General features: G+C 72.6%; 16 protein-coding genes. 6 read left to right on the top strand and 10 right to left on the bottom strand.

Translation table 11 applies throughout. The features are described from left to right. The first annotated feature begins 42 nt into the window (after positions 1-42). From AY578_RS24845 to AY578_RS24835, 3 genes are all read left to right on the top strand, one after another. Entirely contained in the window at positions 43-984 is a 942-nt protein-coding gene (locus AY578_RS24845) for a ferredoxin family protein (RefSeq protein ID WP_019526333.1), read from the top strand. 63 nt (positions 985-1,047) lie between these two features. Continuing rightward, positions 1,048-2,715, top strand: a complete 1,668-nt coding sequence (locus AY578_RS24840; RefSeq protein WP_210636794.1) for an ATP-binding protein — start codon at positions 1,048-1,050, stop codon at positions 2,713-2,715. After that, positions 2,712-3,392, top strand: a complete 681-nt coding sequence (locus AY578_RS24835; protein WP_028960131.1) for a response regulator — start codon at positions 2,712-2,714, stop codon at positions 3,390-3,392. The genes AY578_RS24840 and AY578_RS24835 overlap by 4 nt, the downstream gene beginning before the upstream one ends. Before the next feature lie 85 nt (positions 3,393-3,477). Here the strand turns inward: AY578_RS24835 and AY578_RS24830 are convergent, their stop codons facing one another. The 3 genes from AY578_RS24830 to AY578_RS24820 form a co-directional block, all read right to left on the bottom strand. Then, on the bottom strand, positions 3,478-5,070 hold the full coding sequence (locus AY578_RS24830; RefSeq protein WP_028960132.1) for a monocarboxylic acid transporter: 1,593 nt from the start codon (positions 5,068-5,070) through the stop codon (positions 3,478-3,480). Next, positions 5,067-5,531: a DUF485 domain-containing protein gene (locus AY578_RS24825; protein ID WP_028960133.1), complete on the bottom strand. Its 465-nt coding sequence runs from the start codon at positions 5,529-5,531 to the stop codon at positions 5,067-5,069. The genes AY578_RS24830 and AY578_RS24825 overlap by 4 nt, the downstream gene beginning before the upstream one ends. A 149-nt stretch (positions 5,532-5,680) precedes the next feature. Continuing rightward, the gene (locus tag AY578_RS24820) at positions 5,681-7,807 is read right to left on the bottom strand and encodes a DNA gyrase/topoisomerase IV subunit B (RefSeq protein ID WP_136238801.1); all 2,127 of its coding nucleotides are present in this window, start codon (positions 7,805-7,807) and stop codon (positions 5,681-5,683) included. Positions 7,808-8,246: 439 nt separating this feature from the next. On the opposite strand from AY578_RS24820, the gene AY578_RS24815 reads away from it, so the two are divergent. Beyond that, a complete protein-coding gene (locus AY578_RS24815) occupies positions 8,247-8,474 on the top strand; it encodes a DUF7455 domain-containing protein (RefSeq protein ID WP_019526327.1) in 228 nt (75 codons plus the stop codon). Between the two features lie 513 nt (positions 8,475-8,987). Here AY578_RS24815 and AY578_RS24810 read toward each other — a convergent pair. The 6 genes from AY578_RS24810 to AY578_RS24785 all read right to left on the bottom strand — a co-directional run bounded on the left by AY578_RS24810 (position 8,988) and on the right by AY578_RS24785 (position 17,547). Continuing rightward, the gene (locus tag AY578_RS24810) at positions 8,988-9,830 is read right to left on the bottom strand and encodes a S1 family peptidase (protein ID WP_028960134.1); all 843 of its coding nucleotides are present in this window, start codon (positions 9,828-9,830) and stop codon (positions 8,988-8,990) included. A 154-nt stretch (positions 9,831-9,984) separates the two neighbouring features. Next, positions 9,985-11,511: an RNA polymerase sigma factor gene (locus AY578_RS24805; RefSeq protein ID WP_026244048.1), complete on the bottom strand. Its 1,527-nt coding sequence runs from the start codon at positions 11,509-11,511 to the stop codon at positions 9,985-9,987. Between the two features lie 428 nt (positions 11,512-11,939). Beyond that, positions 11,940-12,821, bottom strand: a complete 882-nt coding sequence (locus AY578_RS24800) for a FadR/GntR family transcriptional regulator (protein ID WP_026244047.1) — start codon at positions 12,819-12,821, stop codon at positions 11,940-11,942. 173 nt (positions 12,822-12,994) lie between these two features. Then, a complete protein-coding gene (locus tag AY578_RS24795; RefSeq protein ID WP_258905549.1) occupies positions 12,995-14,932 on the bottom strand; it encodes an ABC transporter ATP-binding protein in 1,938 nt (645 codons plus the stop codon). A gap of 123 nt (positions 14,933-15,055) precedes the next feature. Further along, entirely contained in the window at positions 15,056-15,814 is a 759-nt protein-coding gene (locus AY578_RS24790) for an NUDIX hydrolase (protein WP_019526322.1), read from the bottom strand. Positions 15,815-15,900: 86 nt separating this feature from the next. Beyond that, a complete protein-coding gene (locus tag AY578_RS24785; protein WP_258905548.1) occupies positions 15,901-17,547 on the bottom strand; it encodes a DUF4192 domain-containing protein in 1,647 nt (548 codons plus the stop codon). A 141-nt stretch (positions 17,548-17,688) separates the two neighbouring features. Between AY578_RS24785 and AY578_RS24780 the strand changes: the two genes are divergently transcribed. Continuing rightward, positions 17,689-19,854, top strand: coding sequence for a RecQ family ATP-dependent DNA helicase (locus AY578_RS24780; protein ID WP_028960138.1), 2,166 nt, complete (start codon positions 17,689-17,691; stop codon positions 19,852-19,854). Between the two features lie 212 nt (positions 19,855-20,066). Continuing rightward, on the top strand, positions 20,067-20,681 hold the full coding sequence (locus AY578_RS24775) for a hypothetical protein (RefSeq protein WP_019526319.1): 615 nt from the start codon (positions 20,067-20,069) through the stop codon (positions 20,679-20,681). Positions 20,682-20,807: 126 nt separating this feature from the next. Here the strand turns inward: AY578_RS24775 and AY578_RS24770 are convergent, their stop codons facing one another. After that, positions 20,808-21,434, bottom strand: coding sequence for a hypothetical protein (locus tag AY578_RS24770; RefSeq protein WP_019526318.1), 627 nt, complete (start codon positions 21,432-21,434; stop codon positions 20,808-20,810). Positions 21,435-21,442 lie beyond the last annotated feature (8 nt).

Here is a 21,442-nt window from a genome sequence, read left to right as displayed (position 1 = left end):
CCAAGAAGGCACCGGAGTGGAACTCAGGTTAGGCTCACCTGTGTGAGTAGCACGTGCTCAACCGTCTCCCGCGCGCTCCACGAGCCCGTCGCGGGGACCGCGGCCACCGCGCGGACCTGGCTTCTGCTGGAGCAGCCCGGCCCGTGGGGTGCCAAGGCGCTCACGTCCAGCCATCTCGACCCCGCCCTGGGCCGCGCCCTGGAGGCCGCTGCCAAGGGCACCGGCGTACGCATCGCCCTCATCAGGCGTCCCGGCCGCCACGCGGACAGCCGGATGCCCGCCACGCGCCGCGTGTACGTCGCCCACACCGTCCCGGGCGACGTCCGGCTGCACTCCGCGACCACCACCGACCCCGCCCGCCTGCTCGACCTCGACTTCCCGGCCCTCGGCCGCGGCGAGACCGCGAGCTTCGACGCGGTGCTGGGCGGCGCGCCCCACGACGGCGACCCTCTCGCCCTCGTCTGCACCAACGGCAAACGCGACCGCTGCTGCGCCCTGCTCGGCAGGCCCCTCGCAGCCGAGCTGGCGTCCTCCGGTGTCGAGGGCGTCTGGGAGGTCACCCACCTCGGCGGTCACCGCTTCTCCCCCACCGTGCTGGTGCTGCCGTACGGCTACGCCTACGGGCGGGCGGAGGCGCACGCGGTGAAGGAGGTGCTGTGCGGCGTGCGGGAAGGCCGCATCGTCACCGAGGGGTGCCGGGGCGCCTCCGCGTGGGAGCGGCACGGCCAGGCGGCCGAGCTGGCCGTACGGCGCGCCGTGCGCGAGGACGCCGCCGAGGCGCTGAGCGTCGTACGGACCGAGGGCGCCGCGCCCCACTGGACGGTGACCGTCGCCCACGTCGACGGGCGGCGCTGGCGCGTCGAGGTGGCGCAGGGCGCCTCCCGACCGCCCCGTCCGGAGAGCTGCGGCTCGCCCCTCGGCTCGCCCGCGCGGATGGACGTCCTCGACGTCCGTGCGCTCGCCCCCGCGGCCATGGCCGGCTGACCCCCACGAGAAGCACGTCACACCCCCTACGGCGCCCCCGCCTCCCCCACGTACCGTCGGGGCATGACCCCCACGACCCCCGCTCGCCGTCTGCGCCTCGGCCTGCCGCGGCGGGTGTTCTCCCAGGTCCTGCTGATGCAGGTGGCGATCGCCGCGGGAGTCGCCGTGCTGGCGACCGGCCTCTTCCTCGCGCCGCTCGGCGAGCAGCTGGACGACCAGGCGATGCGCCGCGCCCTGGCGATCGCGCAGACCACCGCCCAGCAGCCGCAGATCGCCGAGGACCTGCGTGCCACGAAGCCCACGCCCGACGGGCCGGTGCAGCGGGAGGCGGAGCGGATCCGGCGGGCCACCGGGGCGGAGTACGTGGTGGTGCTGGACCGGCGGGGCGTGCGCTGGTCGCACACCGACCCGGAGCGGATCGGCGGCCTGGTGTCGACCGACCCCGGCGAGGCGCTGGCCGGCCGTGAGGTCATGGAGATCGACGAGGGCACCCTGGGCCGTTCCGCGCGCGGCAAGGTGCCGTTGCGGGACGCGGACGGCGAGGTGATCGGCGCGGTCTCGGTCGGCATCGCCTACGACAGCGTCCGCGCGCGGCTGATCCATGCCATCCCGGGGCTGTTCGCCTACGCGGGCGGCGCGCTCGCGGTGGGCGCGCTCGCGGCCTGGCTGATCTCCCGGCGGGTCCAGCGGCAGACCCGCGACCTGGCCTTCTCCGACATCGCCGCGCTGCTCGCGGAGCGCGAGGCGATGCTGCACGGCATCCGGGAGGGCGTCGTGGCCCTGGACCGCCACGGGCGTGTCCGTCTGCTGAACGACGAGGCGCAGCGGCTGCTGGGCATCGGCGAGGAGGCCGTCGGCAGCTCGCCGGACGAGGCGCTGGGCGCGGGCCGCACGGCCGACGTGCTGGCGGGCCGGGTGACCGGCACCGACCTGCTCACCGTCCGCGGGCAGCGGGTGCTGGTCGCGAACCGTATGCCGACGGACGACGGCGGCGCCGTGGCCACCCTGCGCGACCGCACCGAGCTGGACCAGCTGGGCCGGGAGCTCGACTCGACGCGCGGGCTGATCGACGCGCTGCGTGCCCAGGACCACGAGCACGCGAACCGTATGCACACCCTGCTGGGGCTGCTGGAGCTGGAGATGTACGAGGACGCGGTGGAGTTCGTCGGCGAGGTGGTGGGCGACCACCGGGCCACGTCGGAGCAGGTCACGGAGCGGATCCGGGAGCCGCTGCTGGCGGCGCTGCTGGTGGGCAAGGCGACGGTGGCGGCCGAACGCGGGGCGGTCCTGAGGCTGTCGGACCGGTCGCGCCTGCCGGACCGGCTGGTCGACCCGCGCGGGCTGGTGACCGTCGTGGGCAATCTGGTGGACAACGCGCTGGACGCCGTCGCCGGTACGCCCGACGCGCGCGTGGAGGTCGAGTTGCGCGCGGAGGGCCGTACGGCGGTGCTCGTGGTGCGGGACACGGGCCCCGGTGTGCCGCCCGGGCAGCGGGAGTTGATCTTCACGGAGGGCTGGTCCACCAAGGAGCCGCCCGGCCACCGTGAGCGGGGCATCGGGCTGCCGCTGGTGCGCCGGCTCGCACACCGGCACGGGGGCGACGCGCGCGTGGGCGAGGCCCCGGGCGGGGGCGCCGAGTTCACCGTGATCCTGCCGGAGGCGCTGACCGAGCCGGAGCCGCCGGCCGCCCTCACGGGCGCCCCCTCCAAGGCAGCCGAGGAGGCACGGTGATCGAGGTCCTGGTCGTGGACGACGACGTCCGGGTGGCGCGGGTGAACGCGGCCTACGTCGACAAGGTGCCCGGCTTCCACGCCGTACGTCCGGCGCACAGCGCGGCCGAGGCGCTGGAGCGGGTGGAGACGGTGCCCCGGGTGGATCTCGTCCTCATGGACCACTATCTGCCGGACGAGACGGGGCTGGACGTCGTGAGGGAGATGCGGCGGCGCGGCCACCAGGCCGACGTGATCATGGTGACGGCGGCGCGGGACGTGGCGACGGTTCAGGCGGCGATGCGGCACGGCGCGCTGCAGTACCTGGTCAAGCCGTTCGCCTTCGCGGGGCTGCGCGGCAAGCTGGAGGCGTACGCGCGGCTGCGCCGCACCCTGGACGGCGGCGGCGAGGCGGAGCAGGCGGAGGTGGACCGCATCTTCGGCGCGCTGTCGGAGGCGACCGAGCCGCAGCTGCCCAAGGGGCACTCCCCCACCACGGCGGACCTCGTACGGCGGGCGCTGACGGCCGCGGAGAAGCCGCTGTCGGCCCAGGAGATCGCCGAACGCACCGGGGTGAGCCGGCAGACCGCCCAGCGCTATCTGAAGCTCCTGGAGCGCACGGGACGGGCCACGCTGACCCTGCGGTACGGGGACGCGGGCCGCCCGGAACACCGTTACGTGTGGGCGACCCGCGCCTGAGGCACGGCTCGTGGGGGCGGGGGAAGGAACCGTGCCCTCCTCCCCTACGGATGCCGGCGCCGTACGTCTCCGGAACGGCTGTTCGTCAGGCCGCGCCCGCGCCCGTCAGCGACCGCACCTCGGTCTCGGCGTGGCGGGCCTCGTCGGGGACCTCGGTGGAGGTGACCGTGCCGAGCCAGCCGGCGAGGAAGCCCAGCGGGACGGAGACCAGTCCAGGGTTCTGCAGCGGGAAGAGCTGGAAGTCGACGCCGGGGAACAGGGAGTCGGGGCTGCCGGACACCACCGGGGACAGCAGCACCAGCACCACCGCCGGGATCAGACCGCCGTAGACGGACCACACGGCGCCCCGGGTGGTGAAGCCGCGCCAGAACAGCGAGTAGAGCAGCACGGGCAGGTTGGCGGAAGCGGCGACGGCGAAGGCCAGGCCGACGAGGAACGCGACGTTGAGGTCGCGGGCCAGCAGGCCGAGGGCGATCGCGACGACGCCGATGCCGACGGCGGCGACGCGCGCGACGGCGACCTCGCTGCGGGGCTTGCCGCCGGGCCGGCGCAGGGAGGCGTACAGGTCGTGGGCGACGGAGGCCGAGGAGGCGAGCGTGATCCCGGCGACCACGGCGAGGATCGTGGCGAAGGCGACCGCGGCGACGACCGCGAAGAGGACCGTTCCGCCGGTGGTGCCCGCGCCGCCGCCCAGGTCGAGCGCGAGCAGCGGGACGGCCGTGTTGCCCGACGCGTGCGAGGCCCGCACGGCGTCCGGGCCGATGAGGGCGGCGGCGCCGAAGCCCAGCACGATGGTCATCAGGTAGAAGCCGCCGATGAGTCCGATCGCCCAGACCACGGACCGCCGGGCAGCGCGCGCGGTGGGGACGGTGTAGAAGCGGGACAGGATGTGCGGCAGGCCCGCCGTGCCGAGGACCAGGGCGAGTCCGAGGCTGATGAAGTCGAAGCGGGCGGTCCAGTCGCCGCCGTAGGCGAGGCCGGGGGCGAGGAACGCGTCGCCATGGCCGCTGCGTTCGGCGGCGGTGTGCAGCAGGCGGTTGACGTCCCCGTGGAAGCGCAGCAGGACGAGGACGGTGAGGGTGACGGTGCCGCCGAGCAGCAGGACCGCCTTCACGATCTGGATCCAGGTGGTGGCGCGCATGCCGCCGAGCGACACGTAGATCACCATGAGCGCGCCGACGCCGACCACGGTCCAGGCCTGCACGGCCTCTCCGGTGCCGCCGAGGAGGAGCGCGACGAGGCTGCCCGCGCCGACCATCTGCGCCACCAGGTACAGCACGGAGACGGCGACGGAGGAGGTGCCGGCGGCGATGCGCACCGGCCGCTCCCGCATCCGGGCGGCGACCACGTCGGCGAGTGTGAACCGGCCGCAGTTGCGGACCAGTTCGGCGACCAGGAACAGCACCACCAGCCAGGCCACCAGGAAGCCCACCGAGTAGAGCATGCCGTCGTAGCCGACGAGGGCGATGAGTCCGGAGATGCCGAGGAAGGAGGCGGCCGACATGTAGTCGCCGGCGATGGCAAAACCGTTCTCCATCGGCGAGAAGAGACGGTTGCCCGCGTAGAACTCCTCGGCGGAGCCCTGGCGGTGGCGGCTCACCCAGGTGGTGATGATCAGAGTGACGGCGACGAAGGCGCTGAACAGCAGCAGGGCGGTGGTGCGGTGGTCGGTCGTCATGACGCGCCGCCTCTGCCTCGTGCCATCTCCTGGGTGTCCCAGCGCAGTTCGAGCGCCGCGCGGTCGCGCCGCAGCCGGGCGTGGCGGACATAGGCCCAGGTGAGCAGGAAGGTGGTGAGGAACTGGCCGAGACCCGCGAGCATTCCGGCGTTGACCGCGCCCGCGACGGGGCGCGCCATCAGTCCGGGGAGGGTGGTGGCGGTGACGACGTAGGCGACGTACCAGAGGAGGAAGGCGGCGGCTCCGGGGACCACGAAACGCCGGTAGCGGCGGCGCACTTCCTGGAAGGCCGCGCTGCGCTGCACCTCGAGGTAGATGTCGGCGGCCGCCGAGGGCGGGGCGGCCGGCTCGGGCCTGGCCGGCGGCAGTGCCACGGCCGCGGCGGATTCGCCCCAGCCCGAGGCCAGGGCGTCGTACCAGGGATCGTCGTAGGTCACGTCCCCCGCGTTGCTTCGCTGCATACCCAAGGATGGACAGAACGGGAAGTTCCCTGACTCTTCTTCCCGTACTGCTTCACCCCATCAGGTGACCAGGGCGTGCGGGGAGCATGACGGAGGGGGGCCGCCGTCATGCTCCGGGACGGCGGCCCCCCTTCTGAGGCCGAGCGCTCCTAGGCGTCGATGCGGGAGCGGTCCAGCGTGGCCGCGGAGCTGGAGATGAACTCCTTGCGCGGCGCGACGTCGTTGCCCATGAGGAGGTCGAAGACCTGCTCGGCGGCCTCGAGGTCGGTGAGGTTGATCCGGCGCAGGGTGCGGTGGCGCGGGTCCATCGTGGTCTCGGCCAGCTGGTCGGCGTCCATCTCGCCGAGACCCTTGTAGCGCTGGATCGAGTCCTTGTAGCGGACGCCCTTCCTCTGGAGCTCCATGAGCTTGTCCCGCAGCTCCCGGTCCGAGTACGTGTACACGTACTTGTCCTGGCCCTTCTTGGGCTGGACGATCTCGATCCGGTGCAGCGGCGGCACGGCGGCGAAGACCCGGCCGGCCTCGACCATGGGCCGCATGTAGCGGTGGAACAGGGTCAGGAGCAGCGTGCGGATGTGGGAGCCGTCCACATCGGCGTCGGTCATCATGATGATCTTGCCGTAGCGCGCCGCGTCGATGTCGAAGGTCCGGCCGGACCCGGCCCCTATGACCTGGATGATCGCGCCGCACTCGGCGTTCTTGAGCATGTCCGTGACGGACGACTTCTGCACGTTGAGGATCTTGCCGCGGATCGGCAGCAGCGCCTGGAACTCGGAGTTCCGGGCGAGCTTGGCCGTGCCGAGCGCGGAGTCGCCCTCGACGATGAACAGCTCGCTGCGGTCGACGTCGTCGCTTCGGCAGTCGGCGAGCTTGGCGGGCAGCGAGGAGGACTCCAGGGCCGTCTTGCGGCGCTGCGCGTCCTTGTGCTGACGGGCGGCGATGCGCGTACGGGCCGCGGCGACGACCTTCTCCATGACCACGCGGGCCTGCTGGGCGGCGTCCCGCTTGGTGGAGGTCAGGAACGCCTTGAGCTCCTTGGAGACCACGTTGTTCACGATGCGGCGGGCCGCGGAGGTGCCGAGCACCTCCTTGGTCTGACCTTCGAACTGAGGTTCGGCGAGTCGGACCGTGACCACCGCGGTGAGGCCCTCGAGGGCGTCGTCCTTCACGACGTCGTCCTCGGCCACGCGCAGCATCTTCTTGGCGCGCAGGACCTCGTTCATCGTCTTGGCGACGGCCTGCTCGAAGCCCGCGACGTGGGTGCCGCCCTTGGGGGTGGCGATGATGTTGACGAAGGACTTGACCGTGGTCTCGTAGCCGGTGCCCCAGCGCATCGCGACGTCGACGCCGAGCTCGCGGGTGACCTCGGTCGGCGTCATCTGGCCGTGCTCGTCGAGGACCGGGACCGTCTCCTTGAAGGTGCCCTGCCCGGTGAAGCGGAGCGTGTCGCAGATCGGCCGGTCGGAGGCGAGGAACTCGCAGAACTCGGAGATGCCGCCGTCGAAGCGGAAGGACTCCTCACCCTTGCTGCCGCCCTCGCCGAGCCCGTACTCGTCGCGGACGACGATGGTCAGGCCGGGCACCAGGAACGCGGTCTGCCGGGCGCGCGCGTGCAGGGTCTCCAGGTTGAGCTTGGCGTCCTTGAGGAAGATCTGGCGGTCCGCCCAGTAGCGCACGCGGGTGCCGCTGCGGGTCTTCGGGATCTTCTTGGTCTTGCGCAGGCCGCTCCCGGGCTCGAACTTCGCGTCCGGTCCGGGGCCGGAGAAGACGCCGGGGACGCCGCGGCGGAAGCTGATCGCGTGGGTGTGGCCCCCGCGGTCGACCTCCACGTCGAGGCGCGCGGAGAGCGCGTTCACCACGGAGGCGCCGACGCCGTGCAGACCGCCGGAGGCGGCGTAGGAGCCGCCGCCGAACTTTCCGCCGGCGTGCAGCTTGGTCATGACGACCTCGACACCGGAGAGGCCGGTCTTGGGCTCGACGTCGACCGGGATGCCGCGGCCGTTGTCCTTGACCTCCACCGAGCCGTCGTCGTGCAGGACGACCTCGATGTGGTCGCAGTAGCCGCCGAGGGCCTCGTCCACGGCGTTGTCGATGATCTCCCAGAGGCAGTGCATCAGGCCACGGCTGTCCGTGGACCCGATGTACATACCGGGGCGCTTGCGCACGGCCTCGAGCCCCTCGAGGACGAGCAGGTGCCGCGCGGTGTAGTTGGAACCGTCCCGGTCTGCTCCTGCCAGCAGCGCTGTGGACGACGGCACGGACGTCTCGGCGGTCACGCGGTTCGCTCCTCGCTGAATTTCAGATGGGGCCCTCTTGGGTAAGGGCGCGGCTTGGTTCACCGGTGAGAGGGTACCGAGGCCTGGTAGAGCCGTTGTAACGCCACCCTCGTCTCGGTCCCACCCTAGTCGAGAGTCGCATGGGTGTTCGATCCCTCGATGGAGTGAAGCACACATCACGTTCCCATCGAGGCATGAACCATTTAGGCTCCGGGCACGTCCTCATGAACAACCGGCAACCCAGCCGGGAGGGCCGACCACCGATACGACGCGAATCCGTACGACACAGAGACACGCACTACGGCACATTCGCCGCCAACCGGCAGCAGCCGGCCACCTCGGAGATTTTTTTCGAGGAAAAGCCTCGAGCGGGAACGTTTTGGGGCTGGTTGGATGTTGACCCTGGTACGACAGCTCGTCGAGCTAGAGAAGAGGCGACGTGACTACTGTTCTGACCCCCGCGAGCCCGCTGACGGCCGCCGATCGCTGCGACCGCTGCGGCGCCCAGGCTTACCTGCGCGTCGTCCTGCTGAGCGGTGGAGAACTGCTCTTCTGCGCCCACCACGGTCGCAAGTTCGAGCCGGAACTCAAGAAGATCGCCGCTGAGATACAGGACGAGACGGAGCGGCTGACCGCTCCGAAGGCCGCTCCTGACGAGGAGCGCTGACACTTCGCGTCCGACGACGAGCAGCCAGCCCGGCACAGGCCGGCGAACGGGCGGCGTCCTTCCCTTGCGGAGGACGCCGCCCGTCTGCGTTCTCGCTGCCGCTGGGGTGGGGCGGGGCCGTCGCACGCCCGTGGCCTGAGAGGCGGCTGGGACGGTCGGGCGCGACCGTGGCGCAGATGAAGGTGCGCTTCTGAGCCCAAGCGCGCTGCATGCGAGCCCCTCCGGCGCCCGGCACCGCAGTGAGGTGTCGGGCGCGGCCCCGTCGCGCGCTGCATGCGGGCTCCTCTGGTACCCGGCACCCAGTGAGGTGTCGGGCGCGGCCCGTCACTGCAGCATGGGCGCCCCGCGCCGCTGGAGGCGGCTGGAGCAGGCGTGGGTCATGGGACGCGGCCCCGTGACAGCACGGCGGCCCTGCTGAGTGCCGTAGATGCTGCTCACACGCCCCGCGCCGGGCCCGCCGGGGGCCTGGGAGGCTTGGCCCCGCCAAGGCCCCTCAGCGGCCGCAGGCGCCCCTCAGCTTTGTGCCGTCGCAGGCCACCCCAGGGTGTCCAGGACGTCGGAGATGCGGGTGTAGACCCCCGGGCTGCCGGCCCAGCCGCAGCCCGCTCCCCAGGAGACCAGGCCTATGAGCCGCCCCTGGGCGACGAGCGGCCCCCCGCTGTCGCCCTGGCAGGCGTCCCGGCCCCCGGCCGCCTCACCCGCGCACAGCATCGTCTCGGCGCGGTAGGTGCCGTTGGCGCCCCCGGAGTACGCCTTCTCGCACAGGGAGTCGGGCTGCACCCGTACGCGCGCCCCGTGCAGGCTGCCGGCGTAGCTGCCGGAGCCGGTGGTGTCCCCCCAGCCGTAGACCGTGGCGGGCGTGCCCGCGCGGTACGCAGGGTCGCCCGACCCTGCCATTCCTATGACCGAGGCCGCGGGCAGCGGCTCGGCCAGGCTGAGCACGGCGAAGTCGCCGGAGTTGGTGTCGCCGTCGTAGTCCGGGTTCACCCAGGCCTTCCGTACGGCGACCTCTTGACCGCTCTCGGAGAGCAGTTCCGTACGCCCGGCTATGACCTTGAGGTCGGGCACCCGGTCCGGGGAGGCGCCGAGCACCTCGGGGTCCATGCAGTGGGCCGCGGTGAGCACGGTGGTCCGTCCGACCGCCACACCCCCGCAGAACTGCCCCGCCCGCGTACCGCCGAACCGGTCACGGCTGGAGAGCGCCACGGTGTACGGGCTCTGGGACACATCGACGGGGAAGCCGCCGACGACGACGCTGTCGGCGGCGACGGGAGCGGCCGAGGCCAGTGGTATGACGGTCCCCGCGGCCACGAGGGTCAGCGGCCGGGCCAGGGCCCTGGCAAGTCGACGTCGCATGCACGCTCCTCACACTGGGGTGAACCTTGGACACCCACAGTGAGGGAAGTGATCGCGGCCCGCACCCGCGCGACAGCGTGAAGGCCCGGCCCCTGGAGCGGGGCCGGGCCTTCACGGACAGCGGCGCGCGACAGGCCGTAGCGGAAGCTACGTCCTAGTCGAGGTAGTCGCGCAGCACCTGCGAACGCGACGGGTGACGCAGCTTCGACATGGTCTTCGACTCGATCTGGCGGATCCGCTCACGCGTGACGCCGTACACCTTGCCGATCTCGTCGAGGGTCTTCGGCTGACCGTCGGTGAGACCGAACCGCATGGAGACGACGCCCGCCTCGCGCTCCGACAGGGTGTCGAGCACGGAGTGCAGCTGCTCCTGCAGCAGCGTGAAGCTGACGGCGTCGGCCGGGACGACGGCCTCGGAGTCCTCGATGAGGTCACCGAACTCGCTGTCGCCGTCCTCGCCCAGCGGGGTGTGCAGGGAGATGGGCTCGCGGCCGTACTTCTGGACCTCGATGACCTTCTCCGGGGTCATGTCGAGTTCCTTGGCCAGTTCCTCCGGGGTGGGCTCGCGGCCCAGGTCCTGGAGCATCTGGCGCTGGACGCGCGCGAGCTTGTTGATGACCTCGACCATGTGCACCGGGATACGGATGGTGCGGGCCTGGTCGGCCATGGCGCGGGTGATCGCCTGACGGATCCACCAGGTGGCGTACGTGGAGAACTTGTAGCCCTTGGTGTAGTCGAACTTCTCGACCGCGCGGATCAGACCGAGGTTGCCCTCCTGGATCAGGTCCAGGAAGAGCATGCCGCGGCCGGTGTAGCGCTTGGCCAGGGAGACCACGAGTCGGAGGTTGGCCTCCAGCAGGTGGTTCTTGGCCCGGCGGCCGTCCTCCGCGATGATCTCCAGCTCGCGCTTCAGCTTCGGCGCCAGCTTGTCGGAGTTCGCCAGCTTGTCCTCGGCGAACAGGCCCGCCTCGATGCGCTTGGCGAGCTCGACCTCCTGCTCGGCGTTGAGCAGCGGGACCTTGCCGATCTGCTTGAGGTAGTCCTTGACCGGGTCGGCGGTGGCGCCCGCGGCGGCGACCTGCTGGGCCGGCGCGTCGTCCTCGTCCTCGTCGGACAGCACGAAGCCGGCGCTCTCGGTGCCCTCGGGCTCGTCCGCGACCTTGGTCTCCTCGAGGACCTCCTCGTCGACCAGCTCGGCGTCGTCCTTCTTGGACGTCGTCTTCTTCGCGGCGGTCTTCTTGGCCGTGGCCTTCTTCGCCGCCGCCTTCTTGGCGGTGGTCTTCTTGGCGGCCGCCTTCTTCGGCGCCGCCTCTTCCTCGGCGGCTGCGTCGGCGGCCGGGGCCGCGGACGCGGCGGCGGTGGCCTTCCGGGGGGTCGCCGTCTTGGCCGCTACGGCCTTGGTGGCGGTGCGCTTGGCGGGACTCTTCGCTGCGACGCTCTTGCGGGTGCGCTTGGGCTCTGCGGCACTGACCATCAGCGTCACACCCTCTTCCTCGAGGATCTGGTTGAGGCTGCGCAGTACGTTCTTCCACTGAGTGGCCGGAATCTGGTCAGCTTCGAAGGCCCGACGCACGTCATCGCCGGCGATCTGCCCCTCAGCCTTTCCCCGCTCGATGAGCGCCATGACAGAGACGGACTCGGCGATCTCCGGCGGGAGCGTACGGGATGTGCTGGCCGACACGAACAACCTCTCGGAACGTTGGAAAACGGCTTCCGGCCCTGTCCACAGTGGACAGGGGCCGACCGCCGGCTTGGGGATGGGCCGACGGCGCGGGCGGGGGCCGGGAAGATGCACAGCGCCGTGAACGGCGTCCGTATTCCCTCCGCGGCTGTCACCTCTTAGGTCATCGCGTTCTCCCCAGGAGCGTTACGCCCATTCCGCGTGGCCCGAGTCACACCCCGTAACCGGTCAAAACCTTGCAGATGAGGACAGAAGCGTGCACCGGGGGCGAGGAGGCCGACACCCCAGGGCCGGGTCAGGTCTTTCGTACCGTCGGACCCTGCGGAACCGCCGGCGGTTCCGCAGGGTCCGACGGGGAACGGCTCACGGACGCGACTCCGCCACAGGAGGGGGATGGCAGGCCGGACCCAGCCGTCGGGGAAACGCGGTCAGTGCTCGCGCGGGGCGGGCACCACGCGCTCCACCTCGGGGTGGACCGTGAGAAGTTGCCGCATGGCCGACTCGGCGGCGGGGCCGTCGCCCGCGGCGAGGGCGTCGACGATGCGGGCGTGGTGGGCCAGCGAGGTCTCGTTCGGCCGCTCACAGCCGGTGACCGGGCCGCCCGACACCTGGAGCGCGGCGGACACGATTCCGGACAGGTGCTCCAGCATGCGGTTGCCGGCGATCTGGATGAGCAGGGAGTGGAACTCGTTGTCGGCCCGGGCGAAGGTCAGCGCGTCACCCTGTCCGAGGGCGTGACCCATGATCTCCACCATGTCGGTCAGCCTCTGCTGGACGTCCTCCCGGCCGTGTCCGGCCGCCAGTCGCGCGGCGAGCGGCTCGATCGTCCAGCGCAGCTCGCTCAGCTCACGGCGCTGGTCGTCCCGCTGTGGGCCGTAGGCCCGCCACTCGATGATGTCCGGGTCGAGAAGGTTCCAGTCGCTGACCGGGCGCACCCGCGTGCCCACGTTCGGCCGGGCGCTGACCAGGCCCTTGGCCTCCAGGACGCGGAGCGACTCGCGGACGACGGTACGGGACACCTCGAAACGCTGGCCGATCTCCTCGGGCACCAGCGGGCGGTCGGCGCCCAGGTCACCGGAAACGATCATCTGTCCCAGTTGCTGGACCAGTTGTCCGTGCAGCCCGCGTCCGCGGGTGCCCGCGGTCCGCCGGCCCACACGGCCCAGCTCCGGATCCCCGCCGTCCCACACCGGGCCCCGGTCGGTGCCGGGCGTCTCCGCGTACGGGTAGCGGTCGAGTTCGCCCGGGGTCGCGAGGCCGGAGTCGGCGGAGCGGGCGGCGGTCATCATGGTGTGCGCAAGGGTACTCACGCATCCTTTGTCGGCGTCGGTTCCAACTCCCTTGAGGTCTTTGGTGAAAAGCACACGAAAGGGTGATCGCTCACCTCGCCGCAATTGACGCCTTATCGGAAAGAAATGAGCTTTTCCTGGGGAGTTGTGATCAGGGAAAGGCAGAGAAACTCAAACTCGGTCTCCAACGGACGTCATCGGACTCGGCTCCGCAGACCCGTGAACGCGTACGCGCACAGGAGAGCCAGCACCGACAACGCCATGGCCCCGCCCACGGGTTGGGCCAGCAGCCGCAGCAGCGCCTCCAGATGCTGCTCGCCGCCGAAGGGCCAGCGCAGCGGCAGCCCGTCCCGCAACCGCCCGGCAAGCGGCGCCGGACCGCGCACCGCGGGACCCTCCGTGATCGTGTGCACGGCGGGTACGACGAGAAGCGGCACGGCGACGACCGCCGCGAGCCCGGCGGTGGTGGACCGGAAGACGCCCGCGGCCAGCACTCCGGCCCAGGCGCAGCCCGTGACCAGGGTGAGCCACCCGGCGGTGAGAGCGGGCCAGTCCGCGGGGAGCGCGACGAGTTCGCTCCCGTAGACGAGGTAGAGCAGTTCCGCGGTGCAGCCGACGGTCAGCACGGCCAGGGCGAGGGCGGTCAGCGAGGCGACGAACAGCTTCGCGGTCAGCAGTCCGAGCCTCCGCGGGACGGTCCCCCGGTCCACGGCGAGAGCGGGGTGGCGGAACTCGTCACCGAACGCCAGCGCGCCGAGCAGCCCCGCCCCGAGCGCGGCGGGCGGCAGCGGCAACTCCACGGGCCAGGCTGCCAGCAGCCGCGGCTGCGGGGTGTGGCCGATGCGTGCCAGCAGCACGGCGGTGAGCGCGGACACGGCGAGGACGCAGGCCCCGACGATGTAACCGGTGGCCACCCCGGCGGCCCTCCGGATCTCGTAGCGGACGGGCCGCAGGGGGGTGGGCGCGGGGCGGACGAGGACGGGGGGCGGGAGGGTGACGGAGGCGGGGCTGGGGGTGGCGGGTTGTGGTGGGGGTGCCGCCTGGGGGGTGTCGTCGTCGGGGGCGAGATGGGGTGGCTCGGGCGGGGTCGTTGGTGCGGGAGCGGCCTCAGGCTCGGGAGTCGGTGATTCCGGCCCGGGGTCGGAGGCTGCCACTGCTTCGGGATCCGGGTCGGGAACGGACTGCGCGTCGGTTACGGCCGCGGGCCGGGACTCCGCCGCCGGCGTCGGCGAGCCTTCCGCGTCCGTACCCGCCCCCGGCCCCATGTCCCCTACCTCGTCCGCCAGTTGATGGACGACGATCCCGTTCCGGAAGGCCGTCTCCCCCACCTCGGCGCAGGTACTGCCGTAGACGCAGAGGCGGTTGCCGCCCTCCCGTACGACCTCCACGGACCGCTGCGCGGTACGGGCCTGCTGGGCGAGCAGCACCGAGAGGCGGGCGGCGTGCGGACTGCGGACGACGACGCGGGGGCGCAGCCGCGTGCGGGCGAAGTCGGCGGCCCGCTGGTCGGCGACGAGCCGTCCGCCGTCCAACGTGACCACGTGATCGGCGAAGCGCGCCGCCTCCTTGGGGTCGGCGGTGCTGCACAGCACCGTCCCGCCCTGGGCCGCGTGTTCCCGCAGCATGTCGTGCAGCCAGTGCCTCTCGCCCGCCGCGAGCCCTCGCGCGGGGTCGTCGAGCACGAGGGTGTGCGGGTCCGGCAGGAGGGCGCAGGCCAGGCCGAGGCGGCGGTCCATGCCGCGCGACAGGCTGCCGAGGCGTTCGTCGCGCAGGCTCACCAGGCCCACCGCTTCGAGCACTTCGTCGGCGCGCCGGGCCGGGACCCCCGAGGCCGCGCACAGCATGCGGAGGTGACCGCGAACCGAGCGGGCGGGGTGCCCCGGCACGTCGCCCAGCACCACGCCGACCTCGTGCGCGGGGTGCGGGATGCGGTGCAGCGGGCGGCCTCTGAAGTAGGTGATCCCGCGCCCGCGTTGAAGCTCCAGCATGAGCCTCAACACCGTCGTCTTGCCCGCGCCTGGTGCTCCGAGCAAAGCGGTGACGCGGCCCGCGTGCGCCTCGAAGGAGACGTTGTCGACGGCGGGCGGCTGCTCTTTGCGGGGGATGCTGGTCAGTCCGATGGCCTGGATCACCCGATGCAAGATAGCGCGCCATATCGGGTTTTTCGGGCACCGCAGGGCCCGTTGCACGGAGGGAGAACGGTCAGGGAAGGCGTCCCGGCCCCGGCCCCGCCCCCTCCCCTCTCCTCTCCGGTGTCAGACCTCGGGGCGCAGCATGGGCGGGTTGAGCAGGGTGGCGCCGCCGGCCCGGAAGAGCTGGGCGGGACGGCCGCCCTGCCGGGTGGTGGTGCCGCCGGTGGGCACCAGGAAGCCCGGGGTCCCCGTCACCTTGCGGTGGAAGTTGCGCGGGTCGAGCGCCACGCCCCAGACCGCCTCGTAGACCCGGCGCAGCTCACCGACGGTGAACTCCGGCGGGCAGAACGCCGTCGCCAGCGAGGAGTACTCGATCTTCGAACGGGCGCGCTCCACCCCGTCCGAGAGGATCTGCGCATGATCGAAGGCAAGCGGCGCCACCGGCTCGCCGTCCCTGCCGTAACCGCCCTGCTGCAGCAGCTCGTCCACGGGCGCCCAGCGCGCGTTGCTCGCATCGCCGCCCGCCCGGGGCGCCGGCAGGTCCGGGGCGAGGGCGAGGTGCGCGACGCTGACCACCCGCATACGCGGGTCACGCTTGGGGTCGCCGTACGTGGCCAGCTGCTCGAGGTGGGCGCCGTGGTCCTGGGTGGGCATGGCCGGATCATGAACCCGCAGCCCTGTCTCCTCGGCCAGCTCCCGCGCCGCCGCCTGCGCCAGATCCTCGTCGGCCCGTACGAACCCTCCGGGGAGTGCCCAGCGCCCCTGGAACGGAGGCTCTCCCCTGCGCACCGCCAGCGCACACAGAGCGTGACGTCGCACGGTGAGCACGACCAGGTCCACGGTGACGGCGAAAGGCGGAAAGGCTGACGGGTCGTAGGGCATGCCGCGATCATAGTCGTCTGCCTGACGATAAACACTCCCTTCACCGGCCGGATCGTCGTCCGATCTCCTTCCGTACAGGCATCTCCCTACTCCTCCGCCTCCTCCCTGAGTGACGTCGAGTGCACACCCTCCTGACGGCGCCCGCGCCCGCTCACGGCGCCGGGGCGCGCGGCGCCTCCGGGCCGGGCCCCGCCCGGTGCCATGCGGGGGCGCGGCACCCGCCCGGTCGGGGCGCTTCCCCGGGGAGCGAACCGCCCCGCGCGGCCGGACGCCCGCATCCGGCGCCTCCGGGGCGCGGGACCCGCGTCCTGATCAGGGGCACGGCACGCGTCCCGCTCCGGCGCCTCGCCCGCACCGTGACCGGGTGCCTCGCCCACCTCGGCCGGGCTGTCGTCCTCGCTCTCGTCCTCGTCGTCACCCTCGCCCCGCAGGCAGCGGCGGATCGACTCCGGGTCGAGCCCCTCGTTGCACGCCTGGTGCAGCAGACGGGCGAAGAGATAGTCCGGGTCGGCCCCGAGGGCCATGGCGAGTGCCTCCCGGGCCTCCAGTTCATCGCCGGAGGACCAGGCGACCCACCCGGCGAGAGTGAGGGGCGCGGCGGCGTACTCCCCGTACGGGCCGACGCAGCGGCGTGCCAACGTACGCCACAGGCGGAGGGCCGGGGCCGCCTCGTCGCCCTCCATCCACGCCGCTGCGCGGTCGCGGGTGGGGCGGTCCTGCAGACCGTGGAGCACCAGGGCCGCTTCGTCGTACGTGATCAGTTCGTCGTCGCGCAGGTCCGAAGGGAGCGTTCCGGAGACGGGTGGGGCGTCGGCGAGGCGGCGCATGAGGCGCTCGGCCAGCTCCATGGTCTCGTCGGCGACGGCTTTCCGGTCCTCCGCGTCGACGATCCGGGGCAGCAGTTTCAGCGCGGCCTCGTCCAGTGCGCGGCGCTGGTCGTGGGCGGCCGAGGTTTCCCAGGGCTGGAGCCGGGCGTGCAGTGCGCGCAGGGAGCCACGGACCTGAACCCCGGCGTAGGCGGCCGCGGCGGCCAGCACGGATGTGCCGGGCAGACCCATCGGCGTCCCTTCGACCGGGCAGCAGGTTTGGTCGTCGCAGCAGTACGACCAGAAGCGGCCGTCGGAGATGCAGAGGGCTTCGATCACCGGCACGTCCAGGGCTCCGCACTCCAGCCGCAGGGCCTGGGCCAGCGGCCCCAGCCGCTCCTTGACCTGCCGGCCGGTCTCGCCCTGCCCCGGCTCCCGGCACAGGAAGAGGACCATCTGCTCGGGCCGGGAGCCCCGGCGCTCGCTGCCGGTCACCAGACCCTGGGCGAGCTGGCGGGCGGCCGAGGGCCAGTCACCGGGGTCGGCGGGGATGCCGAGCCTGGCCCGGCCGCCGAACCTGCCCCGGCCTCCGGTGTCGTGCAGGGAGACGAGGACCATGCTGTCCTCCGGGCGATAGCCGAGGAGATAGGGCACGGCGTCGGCGAGCTCGGCCGGGGTGCGCAGGGTCACCTGCTGCGGGTCGCCGTGGCTCTCGTAGGCGGTGCAGGTCAGGTCCGGTGGGAGCGGAGGGCGGTCCTCCCGGCTCACCGGCGCGGTCGCCTCGGCGCGGGTCGCCGCCGCTTCCCGGCCAACGGTTGCTTCCGGGGCGACGGCCGCTTCCCGGCGCGGCTCCGACGCGTCGGGCCCGCCCTGGATGGGGATGTCACTGTTCTCGGAGGGACCGGTCGTCCCGCTCTGGTTCGTCATGTCGTGACCATCTCGCAGATTGCGACATTCCGGTTTTCCTGTGGATAAGTCCCATCAGGTCCATGCCACCCCCATCGCCGCAGGCCGGCCTTCGTCCACAGGCTTGAGCCGATGTCGGCGCCGTCCTGTTGTATGGGACCCATGGAGCACACGAGCAACACGGACCTCCGGACGGCCGCCGACGCGGTGCTCGCCCGTCTCGTCGGCGACGACACGGGCACCGCACGGCTGCGCGACGACCAATGGCGGGCGATCGAGGCGCTGGTCGCCGAGAAGCGCCGTGCGCTGGTCGTTCAGCGCACGGGCTGGGGCAAGTCCGCGGTGTACTTCGTGGCGACCGCGCTGCTGCGGGCCCAGGGCAGCGGACCGACCGTGATCGTCTCCCCGCTTCTCGCGCTCATGCGCAACCAGGTCGAGGCCGCGGCCCGGGCCGGGGTCCACGCCCGGACGATCAACTCCTCCAACAGTGAGGAGTGGGACGCCGTCCGGGCGGAGATCGAGGCGGGGGACGTGGATGTGCTGCTGGTCAGTCCCGAGCGGCTGAACAACCCGGACTTCCGCGACCAGGTGCTGCCCCGGCTGGCCGCCGCGACCGGACTGCTCGTGGTCGACGAGGCGCACTGCATCTCCGACTGGGGCCACGACTTCCGCCCGGACTACCGGCGGCTCCGCACGATGCTGAGCGACCTGCCGGAGGGGGTGCCCGTCCTGGCCACCACCGCCACGGCCAACGCCCGGGTGACCGCCGACGTCGCCGAGCAGCTCGGCACCGGCGGCTCCTCGGACGCCCTGGTGCTGCGGGGCCCGCTGGACCGGGAGAGCCTCAGTCTGAGCGTGCTGCGGCTGCCGGACGCGGCGCACCGCATGGCCTGGCTCGCCGACCACCTGGACCAGCTCCCCGGGTCGGGGATCATCTACACGCTGACGGTGGCCGTGGCCGAGGAGGTCACCGCGTTCCTGCGCCGGCGCGGACATGTGGTCGCCTCGTACACCGGGCGGACCGAGAACGCCGACCGGCAGCAGGCCGAGGAGGACCTGCTGGCCAACAAGGTGAAGGCGCTCGTCGCCACGTCCGCCCTCGGCATGGGGTTCGACAAGCCCGACCTGGGCTTCGTGGTGCATCTGGGGTCGCCGTCCTCGCCCATCTCCTACTACCAGCAGGTCGGCCGCGCGGGCCGCGGTGTCCGGCACGCGGAGGTGCTGCTCCTGCCAGGCAAGGAGGACGAGGCGATCTGGGAGTACTTCGCCTCCCTGGCCTTCCCGCCGGAGGAGACGGTGCGCCGCACGCTGGACGTGCTGGCGCGCTCCGAACGGCCCCTGTCCCTCCCCGCGCTCGAACCGCTCGTGGAGCTGCGCCGCTCCCGCCTGGAGACCATGCTGAAGGTGCTCGACGTGGACGGGGCGGTGCAGCGGGTCAAGGGCGGCTGGATCGCGACCGGCCGGCCCTGGACGTACGACGCCGAGCGGTACGCCTGGGTGGCGCGTCAGCGCGCGGCCGAACAGCAGGCGATGCGCGACTACGTGGCGACGACGGACTGCCGGATGGAGTTCCTGCAGCGGCAGTTGGACGACGAGGGCGCCAAGCCCTGCGGCCGCTGCGACAACTGCGCGGGGGCCCGCTACACGGCCGAGGCCTCCGCCGTGGCGCTGGACGCGGCCCGCGCCGACCTCGGCAAGGCGGGCGTGGAGGTGGAGCCGCGGCGCATGTGGCCCACCGGACTCCCGGCGATCGGCGTAGACCTGAAGGGCCGTATCCCGGCCGGCGAGCAGGCGGCACAGGGACGTGCCCTCGGCCGGCTGTCGGACATCGGATGGGGCAACCGGCTGCGTCCGCTGCTCGCACCGCACGCGCCCGACGGACCCGTGCCCGACGATGTCGCTCGGGCCGCGGTGGGCGTCCTCGCCGACTGGGCCAAGGGACCGGGCGGCTGGGCGCCCGGCGTGGACGACGCCCAGCCCCGGCCGGTCGGGGTGGTGACCGTCGCCTCGCGCACGCGGCCCCAGCTCGTCCGGTCGCTCGGGGCGCACATCGCGGAGACCGGGCGGCTGCCGCTGCTCGGCACGGTGGAGAGCGCGGGCGAGCAGCATCAACTCCCCCGCAGCAACAGCGCCCAGCGGCTCAAGGCACTCGCCGGCGCGCTGACCGTCCCGCCCGAGCTCGCGGAGGCACTCGCGCGGGCCGGAGGTCCGGTGCTTCTGGTGGACGACTACACCGAGACGGGGTGGACACTCGCCGTCGCGGCACGGCTGCTGCGGCGCGCGGGTGCGCAGGGAGTACTGCCGCTGGTACTGGCCGTACAGGGCTGACCGGAAGCCCGCATTCGGCGGCTGGGGATATTAGCCGCGGATCCGCCGATAACGGTCCCGTGCCCCAATTGCTCGTTGCCGCATCCAAGTTCGACAGGAAGAATTGAAGGACGCACCCGCACGGCTCGCCCGCCGACCAGGTAGGGCTCTGTTGCGTGCGCGCTCCCCCGAATCCGACCGCCCGCAGTGTGGGCGTAGCCGAAGGGAGGACCGTGACCTTCGGATTCGCTCCGTCCTCGGCGGCTTCGCTGTCGTCGTCCGCCGTATCCGCCAACCGTGTGCTCGAGCCTGCGGAGTGGGCGGCCGCGGGAATCCCGCTGCTGCGCAGTCCGCGCGAGGTCGTCAGCGGGCTGCACGCCCGGCACCGTCCCGGCCCGGCGACCGCGGTCGTCGCCGTGCTCGATCCGGACGAACGTCTCCGGGCGAGCGCGTCGTTCACGCGGCGCTCCGCCTCCGCCGACGGCTGGATGTACCGCAACGCGCTGCTGGCCCAGCTGCGCCGGGTCATCCCGCACGACCTGCGGCGCCGCACCCCGGTGCGCACCGCCGTCCTGCTCTACTGCCGCGAGGGCGACGCCCGCTGGACGGAGGAGGACGGAGCCTGGATGTGGGGGCTGCGGGACGCCTGCACCCTGCACGGGCTGCGCTGCGGTGCGTACATCACGCTGACGCGTGACGGCTGGCAGGTCCTGGGTGAGGGCCGGGGCGGCCGCCATCCCAGCGCCGGTTCGGAGCCGGAGCCGGTCGCCATGTCCGCGGCGCCGCCGCGGATTCCGCGCACCGGAGGGGCCGCGTCGGACGTGCTGCGCCGCGCGGCCGCCCGCTGACGCCGGTCCGTTCGCCCGCCCCCGCGCACCGAACGGCCACCGGTGCACAAGGCACCGTGGCCGCCGACTTTCACGTACGCACGAACGATCCCCCGCCCGGATGCCGACCGGCGCCGTGGCGTCCGCTCAGACCCCGGCACCCAGCACGGAGTTGATGCGCTGCGGGTCCCCGCAGACGATCAGCAGCGCGCCGGCCCGGGAGTGGGCCGCCTTCAGGGCGGTGGCGGTCACGGACTCGGGGCCGCCGTTGACGGCGACCACCACGACGGGACGCGCCTTGGCACGGTCCGCCACCTGGGCGTCCGTGTAGAAGACGTCGTCACCGGCGTCGTGCTGTGCCCAGTAGGACGCCTCACCGAAGGACAGTTCGTGGGTGGCCCACGGGTGCTGTTCACCGGTGGTGATCACCAGCACGTCGCCGGGGGCACGGCCGGAGTCCAGGAGCAGGTCGACGGCTTCCTCGGCGGCGTCGAGCGCCCCTTCGACGGAGGCCGGGATCAGCTGGATCTGCGGGCCGTCGGCGGCAGCGGGCGCAGCCGAAGGGCCGGGCTTGGCCGCGGGGGCCGCGTCACGCGAGGTGCGCTGGGCCGGAGGCGCCGGCCGCGGCGGGCCGGGACGGCCGGGACGTGACGGAGCCGCGGGGCGGGGACCGGGTACGGGGCGGGGGGTCGGCGCGGTGCGGCCGCTGGACGGCGTGGCGCGGGGACCCTGGGCACTCTCGTGAATCTGAGGCTCCTCGGGAATGAGAGGCATGAGCTGAT

The sequence above is a fragment of the Streptomyces thermocarboxydus genome, from assembly GCF_024760485.1.
GTDB classification, from domain to species: Bacteria; Actinomycetota; Actinomycetes; order Streptomycetales; family Streptomycetaceae; genus Streptomyces; species Streptomyces cellulosae.
This window is presented reverse-complemented; position numbering and strand designations above follow the sequence as displayed.

What these genes read in the sequence shown, in the direction of transcription:
- AY578_RS24840 (WP_210636794.1), top strand. Translation starts at nt 1,048, where the DNA reads ATGACCCCCACGACCCCCGCTCGCCGTCTGCGCCTCGGCCTGCCGCGG.
- AY578_RS24830 (WP_028960132.1), bottom strand. Translation starts at nt 5,070, where the DNA reads ATGACGACCGACCACCGCACCACCGCCCTGCTGCTGTTCAGCGCCTTC.
- AY578_RS24825 (WP_028960133.1), bottom strand. Translation starts at nt 5,531, where the DNA reads ATGCAGCGAAGCAACGCGGGGGACGTGACCTACGACGATCCCTGGTAC.
- AY578_RS24810 (WP_028960134.1), bottom strand. Translation starts at nt 9,830, where the DNA reads ATGCGACGTCGACTTGCCAGGGCCCTGGCCCGGCCGCTGACCCTCGTG.
- AY578_RS24790 (WP_019526322.1), bottom strand. Translation starts at nt 15,814, where the DNA reads ATGCCCTACGACCCGTCAGCCTTTCCGCCTTTCGCCGTCACCGTGGAC.
- AY578_RS24785 (WP_258905548.1), bottom strand. Translation starts at nt 17,547, where the DNA reads ATGACGAACCAGAGCGGGACGACCGGTCCCTCCGAGAACAGTGACATC.
- AY578_RS24780 (WP_028960138.1), top strand. Translation starts at nt 17,689, where the DNA reads ATGGAGCACACGAGCAACACGGACCTCCGGACGGCCGCCGACGCGGTG.
- AY578_RS24770 (WP_019526318.1), bottom strand. Translation starts at nt 21,434, where the DNA reads ATGCCTCTCATTCCCGAGGAGCCTCAGATTCACGAGAGTGCCCAGGGT.